Raw genomic sequence first — 11,281 nt, 5'->3', positions numbered from 1 at the left:
AGAAATCACAGTAGGGACATTTTGTCCGGCAAAATGGTACATGTACGTAGAGGTGGCCCACTTCCATCTTATTTGAAACTGTAAGAAATGGTTATTACTGGTAGTGGGACAAAGTTGGCACCAAAGAACTTGCTGAAGAAGTATAATCCACCACCTACAGAAAAGACGCCACTTTCGCCTGTAGGGTCGTTCCCGTCTGGAAGGTCATACTCTGCACCACCGCCGAAGTATGGATAAATTACCATGGTTGTTCCCCCTTCAAGGTATGGATGGACCGCCTGCAGTTCATCTTTTACAGTGAAATAGTATCTGAAGGCGAATCCTAATCCGGCACTTATTCCAAAAAGGTACTTTGGAGTACCGTTGTCGTCTCTCTTAATTCTTCCTGCAATGATGGTATCAAGTCCTACGCGCCACTGATTCCCCGGAAGATTGAAAGATGTCTTTGTTTTACCTGTTGCGTTTTCCTCGGCATGGCTTTTTTGCGGTATTCCGGTAACCAACAGCAGTATTGCGGCAGTGAGGGCTGCTATCTTTTTCATGGTTCCTCCCTTATAGAATATTCCGTAAAAGTTATAATTGCATTATAAGACACCTACTATAAATATACTATAAAAAATATGGAGGGTTTTTGAAAATGGACAATAGAGACGTTCTCTGGTTAAGAGAGGTGACTCTGGAGGATGTTCATCTTGTAGGAGGAAAGAATGCCTCTCTGGGGGAAATGCTTAATGCACTTTCTTCAAAAGGAATTAACGTACCTGACGGTTTTGTCGTGACAGCTCATGCTTACTTTAGATTTGTAGATTTTAACAACCTGAGGGATAAGATAATAGAAGTTATAAGCTCTATTGACATTAAAGATGTTGAGGATCTTCAAAGAAAAGCCGGTGTTATAAGGGCTCTTATAAGGGAAGGGAAATTTCCTGAAAATATGGAGAAAGAAATCCTTGAGCACTACCGTGCTCTTGGTGAGAAGTACAACATGGAAAACGTTGATGTTGCCGTTCGTTCTTCTGCTACAGCTGAGGATCTTCCGGATGCGTCGTTTGCCGGCCAGCAGGATACCTATCTAAATATAAGAGAGGAAGCTGCCCTTCTTGATGCGGTAAAGCGTTGTTTCGCTTCACTTTTCACGGCGAGAGCCATATCTTACCGCGAAAGTTTTGGTTTTGATCACTTTAAAGTAGGTATTTCGGTGGGTGTTCAGAAAATGGTTCGTTCTGACCTTGGTGCTTCTGGGGTCTGTTTTTCTCTCGATACAGAAACGGGATTTAAGGATGTTGTTTTGATAACGGGTATTTACGGCCTTGGTGAGTTGATAGTTGGTGGTGAGGTTGTTCCAGATGAATTTTTGGTTTTTAAGCCAACTTTAAAGAAAGGTTACAGGGCAATAATAGAGAGAAAACTTGGGGATAAAGAGAAAAAACTTATCTACACAGACGACGGTGAGGGAACTGTAGTGGATATTGTTCCTGAGGAAGAAAGAAAAAGGTTTTGCCTTTCGGATGAAGAAGTTTTAAAGCTTGCTGATTGGGTTCTAAAGATAGAAGAACACTATTCAGAGCTTCACGGTAGATGGTGTCCCATGGATGTTGAGTGGGCAAAGGATGGGATAAGTGGGGAGCTTTTTATTGTTCAGGCTCGTCCAGAAACTGTTCAGTCAAGGAAAGACAGGAGTAAACTCACTGTTTATAAAATAGAACTTCCCCGGGAAGAGAGAGAGGAGAGGCGAATCCTTAAAGGAATTGCTGTCGGGAACAAAATAGCAAGTGGAAAAGTTAGAAAGCTTTCATCCCCTGAAGATGCTTCAAGTTTTAAAGAAGGTGAGATACTTGTTGCCGAGATAACAGATCCTGACTGGGAACCTATTATGAATAAAGCAGCCGCTATTGTTACTGAAAGAGGCGGAAGAACCTGTCATGCTGCCATTGTTGCGAGAGAACTTGGTGTTCCTGCAGTTGTTGGAGCTAAAGGCGCACTTGATCTTCTATCAGATGGTCAGACAGTTACTGTCTCCTGTGCAGAGGGGAGCGACGGATATGTCTATGATGGTGAGATACCGTATTCCGTTGAAGAGGTTGATATTTCTGAAATTCCCGAGGTTAAAACACCAATCATGTTTAACGTTGCAACACCAGAAAAGGCTTTTGAACTTTCCTTTTTGCCGAATGATGGTGTAGGCCTTGCAAGAGAGGAATTTATAATAAATAATTACATCGGTATCCACCCTCTTGCTCTTTTGCACTTTGACTTTATTGCAGAAAGGGATCCGGAAGTTGCTAAAGTTATAAATGAGAGAACGTTTGGATACGATAATTTAGTTGATTTTTACGTTGATAAACTTTCCTACGGAATTGCCAGGATAGCGGCTGCTTTCTATCCAAAACCTGTTATAGTCAGATTTTCCGATTTCAAATCAAACGAGTATGCAAATCTTTTAGGCGGTTCTTACTTTGAACCTAAGGAAGAAAACCCGATGCTTGGATGGCGGGGTGCATCAAGGTACTATTCAGAAAAGTTTAGAAAGGCTTTTGGTCTTGAGTGTATTGCTATAAAAAGGGTTAGAGAAGAGATGGGTCTTGATAATGTGATTGTTATGATTCCATTTTGTCGTACGCCCGAAGAGGGCAGAAAAGTTCTTGAGGTAATGAAAGAATATGGACTTGAGAGGGGAAAAAACGGTTTAAAGGTTTACGTGATGTGCGAGATTCCTTCTAACGTTATTCTTGCTGAGAGATTCTCAGAGATTTTTGACGGTTTCTCGATAGGTTCAAACGATCTTACGCAGCTAACACTTGGACTTGATAGAGATTCAGAGCTTGTTGCTTCTATATACGATGAGAGGAACGAGGCTGTTAAGTTTATGGTTGCTTCCGTTATAGAAAAGGCTAAAAAGTTAGGTCGCAAGGTTGGAATATGCGGGCAGGCCCCTTCTGACTATCCGGAATTTGCAGAATTTTTAGTAGAAAAAGGTATAGACACCATATCTATCAATCCAGATGCCCTTTTAAAGACAAGAAAGGCGGTTGCTGAAATAGAGAGAAAATTGGGACTATAGTAGCTTAACGGCGGGAAACGTTTCCCGCCGTTCCATCCAAATATTTTGACACTTTCCACTTATTGGTGTATCTTTAAATCGCCATGAAAAAGTTCAGAATTAATACGATTATAGTTGGATTTATCTTTTTGACCGTTTTTACCTGCGGAGAAGCGCCGGTAGAGGTTTTTTCGCCAGTTGGCTCTTCTGTAGAAACGGTTGCTGTTGTTAGCATTAAAAAAGAAATTGAACTTAGATTAGAAAAGATATCTTTCTTTTCCGCCTCAAAACGTTCCAAGCATGAAACAGATTCCATTTATACCTTTTCTGAAAATTCGCCGTTATTTTTCTGTTCTTTCACGAAAAGAGCTCTCCCGCCTCGTGCGTCACCTCTTATTTAAATTCATATGCTATTTTCATCTTTTCAATCACCTGCGATAAATTTAGAAAAAATCAGGAGGTCTTAAATGATAGATATTGTTCTTACGAAGCTTTTTGGCAGTAAAAACGAAAGAGCAGTTAAAAAAATGAAGCCGATTGTCGAGAAAATAAATGCGCTGGAACCTGAGTTTGAGAAGAAGAGTAAAGAAGAGCTTCAAGCCCTCACGGCTAAATGGAAGGAAGAACTTTCCAAGATAAAGGATGTAAAAGAACAGTTTAAATACATGGACAGAATTCTGCCTGAGGCTTTTGCAGCCGTTCGTGAAGCTGCAAAGAGAACTCTTGGAATGAGGCACTACGATGTACAGCTTATAGGTGGTATGGTTCTTCATCAGGGGAAAGTTGCTGAGATGAAGACCGGTGAAGGTAAAACGTTGGTGGCAACGCTTCCCGTTTATCTTAACGCACTTGCAGAAAAGGGTGTTCACGTTGTTACCGTTAACGATTACCTCGCCAAGAGGGATGCAGAGTGGATGGGTCCTGTCTATAACTACCTTGGCATAACTGTTGGTTATCTTCAGAACAGCATGGAGAAGCCGGAAAGAAAAGAGATGTATTTAAGGGATGTAACGTACGGAACCAACAGTGAATTTGGATTTGATTACCTCCGTGACAACATGGCGTTTTCAAAGGATGAAAGGGTTCAGAGAGAGCTTTTCTACGCGATAGTTGACGAAGCCGATTCTATTTTGATTGACGAAGCAAGAACGCCGCTCATTATCTCTGGTCCTTCAGAGGAAAATGTTGATATCTACTACATTGCCGATTCTATCGTTAGACAGCTTAAAAAAGAAAAGCACTTTACCGTTGATGAAAAGAACAAAACTGCTGTTTTAACAGATGAGGGGATAAGAGAAGTTGAAAAAATTGTTACGAAAATGACGGGTATAAAAGATTTTAATCTCTATGATCCTAAATTTGCTGACCTGCTCCACGGAATTATACAGTCTCTGAGGGCTCACCACCTTTTTAAAAAGGATGTTGATTACGTTGTAAAAGATGGCAAGGTAATTATCGTAGATGAATTCACAGGGAGGATAATGCCGGGAAGACGCTGGAGTGACGGTCTCCATCAGGCTGTAGAGGCAAAAGAGAAGGTTAAGATAGAGGCTGAAAACCAGACACTTGCAACGATAACGATTCAGAATTACTTCCGTCTCTACAAAAAGCTTGCTGGAATGACCGGTACAGCGGAAACGGAAGCGGCAGAACTGAAAGAGATTTACGGACTTGATGTTGTTGTTATTCCTACCAATAAACCGGTTATAAGAATAGACCATCCAGACGTTATCTATAAAACAATGAAGGCAAAGTACGATGCTGTTGTTAAGGAGATAGAGAAAAACTACAAAAGGGGAAGACCTGTTCTTGTTGGAACAAACTCTATTGAAGCTTCAGAATATCTATCCATGCTTTTAAAGAAAAAAGGAATTCCACACAACGTTCTTAACGCTAAATATCATGAGAGGGAAGCGGAGATTGTTGCCCAGGCTGGGAGGCTTGGTGCTGTTACGATAGCAACAAACATGGCTGGTCGTGGAACGGACATTCTTCTTGGTGGCAATCCTGAATATATGGCCAGGCAGGAACTTAAGAAGAGGGGAATAACGCCGGAAAAGGTAGGTGAAGAAAAGTACGAGGAACTTCTTAAAGAGGAAACGGAAAAGTTTAAGAAGATAACGGAAGAAGAAAAGAAAAGGGTTATAGAGCTTGGCGGCCTTTACATCATAGGAACTGAAAGAAACGAGGCCCGTCGTATAGACAATCAGTTGAGAGGTCGTGCAGGGAGACAGGGGGACCCCGGAGAATCAAGATTTTTCCTCTCTCTTGAAGATGATCTTTTGAGACTTTTCGGTTCTGACAGAATTAAGAAGTTAATGGAAATGATGAACGTTCCGGATGACGAGCCAATAACACACAAGATGGTTTCAAAAGCCCTTGAAAATGCACAGAAAAGGGTTGAGGACCAGAACTTCCAGATAAGAAAGAGACTTTTAGAGTACGATGAGGTTTACAACGTTCAGAGAAAGGTAATTTATGAGCAGAGGAATAAACTGCTTGATGGAGAAAACTTTAAAGAGGATATTCTCTACATGATTGAAGAGGTTGTTTGGAAGCTTATAGACCTTTATGCTCCGGAAAATATTATTCCTGATGAATGGGATTTCGAAGGATTGAAGAGGGCGTTAGAACTTCGTTTCGGTCTTGAGTTTGATATCCCTTCGTCGTTTAAAGAACTTATGGAGATGAAAGTTGAAGGTGCGGTTGATGAGAGAGATAAACTATTCCATCTCATTTACGGTAGACTTGTAAAGGAGTATGAAGAAAAGGAAAAACTCATAGGAAGCCAGCAGTTGAGAGAGATAGAGCGTCTCATTATGCTTCAGACACTTGATCACTACTGGAGACAGCACTTGAGAGCGTTAGACCACATAAAAGAGAGTATTGGCTGGAGGGGTTACGCTCAGAAAGATCCAATTGTTGAGTTTAAGAAGGAGGCGTTTATACTGTTTGAGGAACTTATTTCCAGAATAGAAGATGCAACGGTTGACGGTATATTCAACTATTTTAAATATGTTGAAAGTCAGATAGAGGAAAGTGAAAATAAGGCCTGAGGCTTAAAAGGTTTCAGGCCTTTACAAATCTGTTAATTTATGCTATGGTAATGTGGGTTAAGGGAGGGAAAATGGTGAGGAAGTTGTTAATTGCTGTAGCTTTATGCATTCTGCCGGTAACTGCAAGGGCAGATTTATATATTGTTAGAAGAGGCGATTCCCTCTACAAAATAGCCCGCAAATACCATACAACTGTTGAGACAATAAGACGCCTGAATGGTATAAGAGGAAAACTTTTAAGGCCCGGCCAGCGTTTAATTGTTCCCGGTAGAAGCCGGTTTGCAAAGCCGAAAAAAAGCGTTGCCACGATAAATCTACTTGAAACGGAGGCGAGAGAACTTTCGGAAGCCTCTGAAAGGGAACTGGCAGTAAAAACACTTTCAGAGCTTAATCCTCAGGATATTTATTCCATTACAGACACTGTAGAGACAGAATCGGAGCTCCTTTCTGACGCTATATCAACGCCGCTTGATGTTCCATACGATAACTGGAGCCTTTCAATTTTGAATTTGCCTCAGTATAAAAGTTCTCTTTTAAAGATACTTGCGACTATATTTAAGCGTTACAAGAACACTCCTTACGTTTTTGGCTACAACAACCCGTCTCGCGGGCTTGACTGTTCTTCCTTTACGATGAGAGTCTATAGAAAGTTAGGTATATATCTCCCTAGGACGGCAAGAGGGCAGTTTAATGTTGGCGTTCCCGTTGATAGAGAGCATTTGAAAGTTGGTGATCTTGTTTTTTTCAGAACGTATGCAAGATTTCCTTCTCACGTTGGCATCTACATCGGAAATGGCAAATTTGTCCATTTTTCTTCTTCAAACCACGGGCTTGCAATATCTTCTCTTGATAGCAGATATTTTAGAAAGAGGTTTATCGGTGCTAAAAGAGTTTTAAGCGAGAAAAAGGTTAGAGAAGTTGTAGCTAAGCTAAAAGAAGGTTTACAATAAGTTGCAGTATAAAAATAGCAAAAAACTGCACGAAGAAGGAGGTAAGCGATGAACACAAGACAGCTCTTAAAAGTGGCGGTGCTCACTACTGCTACAGCAGTATCTTTTTTAACGCCTGTAAAGGCTCAGGTTAACGTAACACCTGAAGATTATAAAGTTGCTCTTTCTCTCCAAAAAGTTATCGAGTCTGTTGCGGAAAAGGTTAGACCGGCAGTTGTTGACATTACTTCTGTTTCAACCGTTAAATTTCAGCACCCCACCATTCCGCCTGAATTCAGGGATTTCTTTAAGGAATTTGGTTTTCCGATGCCTCAGTTTCCTGATATGCCACAAGAATTTGAGAGAAAATCTCTTGGTTCAGGGTTTATTGTTAAAGTAAAAAATGGATGGGCTTATATTCTTACAAACAACCATGTAATAGATAAAGCCAAAAAGATTCGTGTGAAACTTTACAATGGAGATGTTTATACGGCAAAGGTTGTAGGGGCTGATCCTAAAACAGATGTTGCGCTGATAAAAATTAAGGTTGGTAATAAAAAGGTTCCTGTGGCAAAACTTGGTGATTCTGACAAGATAAAAATAGGTGAGCTTGTTATTGCTATTGGTAATCCTTACAGGTTGGACGGTTCTGTGACTCACGGTATTATTTCTGCAAAAGGAAGGCACGGTCTTGGGTTGAATCCAATAGAAAACTTCATTCAAACAGACGCTGCCATCAATCCGGGTAACAGCGGCGGCCCTCTCTGTGATATTTACGGAAATGTTATAGGTATCAACACTGCAATTGTAAGGAATGCTCAAGGTCTTGGTTTTGCTGTGCCCATAAACATAGCAAAAAAAGTTATGCACGATTTGCTTAAGTACGGTAAAGTTATAAGAGGATGGCTTGGAGTTTACATTGAGGATGTTTCACCTGAAGTTGCGGCTAAATTTGGTATTAAGTCAGGGGTTATTGTTACAAAAGTTATAAAGGATAGTCCGGCGTACAGGGCAGGATTAAAAAGTGGAGACATAATTGTTACTTATAACGGTGAACAGGTTAAAGGCGTTTCCGACCTTCAACTTAAGGTAGTTAACACAAAACCCGGTGATAGAGTTAGACTTGGCATAATAAGGAATGGTAGAAGAGAGACAATTACCGTAAAAATTGGACAGATGCCGCAACACGAGATAGTGGCTGATGCTCTTTCAACACTTGGATTGTCAGTTCAAAAGCTAACGCCAGAGTTAAAACAGAAACTTGGTATTCCAGACAATATTTCTGGTCTTGTGGTTACGGACATTAAGCCCGGTTCACCTGCTGATGACGCTGGACTTAAAGAAGGTGATGTTATAGTCAGTGCAGGGACGGAACCTCAAAATCTTAAGCCCGTGAAAAGTGTTGAGGCTTTTGCCAAACTCGTTGAAAAAGCGAAAGACAGCGGTGTTTTGCTTAAAGTTTACAGAAATGGATTTTCATTCTTTGTTGTTTTGAAGGCGGAAGAGTAATCTGCGGGGCTTAGCCCCGTCATTGAACAAGTAATTTTTAATATGTTAAAATAGCTTATGGGGGCTTGGAATTTTTACCTTCTTATAAAATTCCGCCTCTAACCTTAAAAAGGTTTTTTGAAGGAGTGCGATTATGGGAAAGAAAAAGTTTGTTTTCGGTGATGACGAATTTTTACTTGAAAATATAAATGAAAATGCAAATCCTTTCGATGATACATCTATTTTGGATGCTGAAATAGATCCTTCTCTTATTGAATCGTTCGTTCCTGATAAGGATTCACTTGACGCCTTTCTTAAGGCTATTTCCAAAATTCCTCTTCTGTCAAGGGAAGAAGAGCTTGAGTATGCCAAAAAGGCAAAGGAAGGTGATCAGGAAGCCCTTAAAAAGCTGGTTGAATCAAACCTGAGGTTTGTTGTAAGTGTTGCGAAAAAATATCTTGGTTGCGGCTTGCCGCTTCACGATCTGATTGCTGAAGGGATTTTGGGACTTATAGAGGCAGCACGGCGCTTTGACCCGGATAAAGGGGTTAAGTTTATATCTTACGCTGTCTGGTGGATAAGACAGTCAATCATGCAAGCCCTTGCCCAGCAGACGGGTGCTGTTAAGATTCCCGTTAAGCAGGCAGTTTTAGTGAACAAGATTACACGCTCTTACGGTGAGCTTCTCAAAAAGTTAGGGAGAGAGCCGACGACAGAGGAACTTGCAGATTACCTTGGAATGGAAGCGAGAGACATAGAGAGGCTTCTTACTGTTTGCCAGGTACCGCTTTCTCTTGATACACCTGTTGGTGATGAGGAAGACACAACTTTCAAAGACTTTCTTAAAGGTGAAGGAACTGCTGAAGTAGAGGAAAAAGTTGTTCAGGAAGAGCTTAAACACAGCATTGAAGAGATGCTTGAGCAGCTTACACCTCAGGAAAAAAGAATAATCATCCTGCGTTTTGGTCTTGACGGCAACGAACCTAAAACTTTAAGAGAGATAGGTGAAAAACTCGGTATTTCAAGGGAAAGGGTAAGGCAACTTGAAACAAGGGCAAAGAAAAAGATGAAAGAGTACGCCCTTAAGAAGAAATTAAACGTTTTTCTTAACTGATATAAGGGACTGCTAAGGGAGCAGTCCCGTTGCTCTCTTCAACTTCTCTACCTCTTTGTCTGTTAAAAATCTATATTCACCTTCGGGGAGATTGCCAAGTTTTAAAGGTCCGAATGAAGTTCTGCGGAGTTTTATGACAGGGTGCCCCACCTTTTCAAACATTCTTTTTACCTGGTGGTATTTCCCTTCCTTTATTTCAACCTCAACTTCTGATGTCGTTTCATCTTCAGTTATGACTTTAACTTTTGCCGGTTTTGTTACAAAGTCACCAAGGTTAATTCCCTTTTCAAGTTTTTCTATCTCTTTTTCTGAAAGTTTACCTTTAACAGTTGCAATGTAAACTTTTGGCACTTTCCACTTTGGATGGGTTAACCTGTGGGCAAGTTCGCCATCGTTTGTTATAAGGAGAAGTCCTGTAGTGTCTTTGTCCAGCCTTCCGACAGGAAAAAGGTTTTCAAATCGGGGAATATCGCAGATAAGTTCCATAACGGTAAGTTCTCTATCTTTTGTTGAGGTTATGTACCCTTCAGGTTTGTTGAGCATTATGTAAAACTCATCTGTGTGGAAAACATCTTCGCCTTCAACGGTGACGGAATCTTTCTCCGGGTCTACTTTAAATGAAGGGTCTTTGACAGAAACACTGTTTACTTTGACGATTCCCTTTTTTATCATCTGTTTCACTTCTTTTCTCGTTCCGTAGCCGCTTTCTGATAGAAGTCTATCAAGCCTTATTTTAGAAGCCATAGCCAAGCCTTCTAAGGTAGTCTGCTCTGTCTCGCCAGTCTTCTTTGACCTTTACCCAGAGTCTAAGGTATATCTTCTTTCCTAAAATTTGTTCAAGTTCCTGCCTGGCAAGTGTTCCTATTTTCTTTAACTTTTGTCCATTCTTGCCGATTACTATTGCTTTTTGAGAAGGTCTTTCAACGATAATATCTGCATCAATGACTAACATGTTTGGGTTTTTATCGCCCGGTTCTATGCTTATCACGTTTACCGTAACGGCGTGAGGAATTTCCTGCGATGTAAGAAGCATTATTTTTTCCCTTATTATTTCAGCAACATACTGTTCAAGGGGCATGTCTGTTACCATGTTTTCTTCATAGTATTTTGGACCTTCTGGAAGGTTTTCAATAATTAGTTCAAGAAGCCTGTCAAGGTTTGTGCCTCTTGCTGCTGATATTGGTACTATCTCATCAACAAATGGGTAATTTTCGTTTATCTCTTCAATGAGTGGAAGCAGCTCTTCCTTTGGTACGCCGTCAATTTTGTTTATTACAACAAAAACTTTTGTCTCTTTTCTCTTTGTTTCTCCAATTTTGTCAAGAATTTTTCTGTCAGCTTCTGTAAGACCTGTCCTTGCATCTATGAGGAAAAGTATTATGTCAGCATCCGGTATTACGCTGAAGGCCACCTCGTTCATGTATTTGTTAAGTTCGAATTTTTCCTTGTGAATTCCGGGTGTGTCAAGGAAGACAACCTGTGCGTTGTCTAAATGTTTTACACCTACAATTCTATGTCTTGTGGTTTGCGGTTTGTCTGTGACTATCGCCACTTTTGTTCCCAGGAAACTGTTTAAAAGTGTTGATTTTCCTACGTTTGGTCTTCCAAGTATTGCAACATAACCCGATTTAAAAGGTGTTTCGCTCAAAGTTCC

Annotated in this window: 9 protein-coding genes; 6 read left to right on the top strand and 3 right to left on the bottom strand. The window is 40.6% G+C overall.

Annotation, left to right across the window (positions count from 1 at the left end; translation table 11 throughout):
• Positions 1-68 precede the first annotated feature (68 nt).
• The gene (locus MV676_RS05505) at positions 69-542 is read right to left on the bottom strand and encodes a hypothetical protein (RefSeq protein WP_297445737.1); all 474 of its coding nucleotides are present in this window, start codon (positions 540-542) and stop codon (positions 69-71) included.
• Positions 543-637: 95 nt separating this feature from the next.
• Between MV676_RS05505 and ppsA the strand changes: the two genes are divergently transcribed.
• The 6 genes from ppsA to MV676_RS05475 all read left to right on the top strand — a co-directional run bounded on the left by ppsA (position 638) and on the right by MV676_RS05475 (position 9,627).
• Positions 638-3,061, top strand: a complete 2,424-nt coding sequence (gene ppsA / locus MV676_RS05500; protein WP_297445736.1) for a phosphoenolpyruvate synthase — start codon at positions 638-640, stop codon at positions 3,059-3,061.
• Positions 3,062-3,144: 83 nt separating this feature from the next.
• Positions 3,145-3,441 carry a hypothetical protein gene (locus MV676_RS05495; RefSeq protein ID WP_022846428.1) on the top strand — a complete coding sequence of 99 codons (297 nt, stop codon included), beginning with the start codon at positions 3,145-3,147 and terminating at the stop codon, positions 3,439-3,441.
• Between the two features lie 66 nt (positions 3,442-3,507).
• Positions 3,508-6,096: a preprotein translocase subunit SecA gene (gene secA, locus MV676_RS05490; RefSeq protein WP_297445735.1), complete on the top strand. Its 2,589-nt coding sequence runs from the start codon at positions 3,508-3,510 to the stop codon at positions 6,094-6,096.
• 71 nt (positions 6,097-6,167) lie between these two features.
• On the top strand, positions 6,168-7,046 hold the full coding sequence (locus MV676_RS05485) for a C40 family peptidase (protein WP_297445734.1): 879 nt from the start codon (positions 6,168-6,170) through the stop codon (positions 7,044-7,046).
• Positions 7,047-7,094: 48 nt separating this feature from the next.
• On the top strand, positions 7,095-8,534 hold the full coding sequence (locus MV676_RS05480; protein WP_297445733.1) for a Do family serine endopeptidase: 1,440 nt from the start codon (positions 7,095-7,097) through the stop codon (positions 8,532-8,534).
• 133 nt (positions 8,535-8,667) lie between these two features.
• Entirely contained in the window at positions 8,668-9,627 is a 960-nt protein-coding gene (locus MV676_RS05475; RefSeq protein WP_297445732.1) for an RNA polymerase sigma factor RpoD/SigA, read from the top strand.
• Positions 9,628-9,639: 12 nt separating this feature from the next.
• Here the strand turns inward: MV676_RS05475 and MV676_RS05470 are convergent, their stop codons facing one another.
• Positions 9,640-10,371, bottom strand: coding sequence for a pseudouridine synthase (locus tag MV676_RS05470; protein WP_297445731.1), 732 nt, complete (start codon positions 10,369-10,371; stop codon positions 9,640-9,642).
• Positions 10,361-11,275, bottom strand: coding sequence for a GTPase Era (era, locus tag MV676_RS05465; RefSeq protein WP_022846434.1), 915 nt, complete (start codon positions 11,273-11,275; stop codon positions 10,361-10,363). The genes MV676_RS05470 and era overlap by 11 nt, the downstream gene beginning before the upstream one ends.
• Positions 11,276-11,281 lie beyond the last annotated feature (6 nt).

The sequence above is a fragment of the Desulfurobacterium sp. genome, assembly GCF_027028515.1.
Lineage (GTDB): Bacteria > Aquificota > Aquificia > Desulfurobacteriales > Desulfurobacteriaceae > Desulfurobacterium_A.
This window is presented reverse-complemented; position numbering and strand designations above follow the sequence as displayed.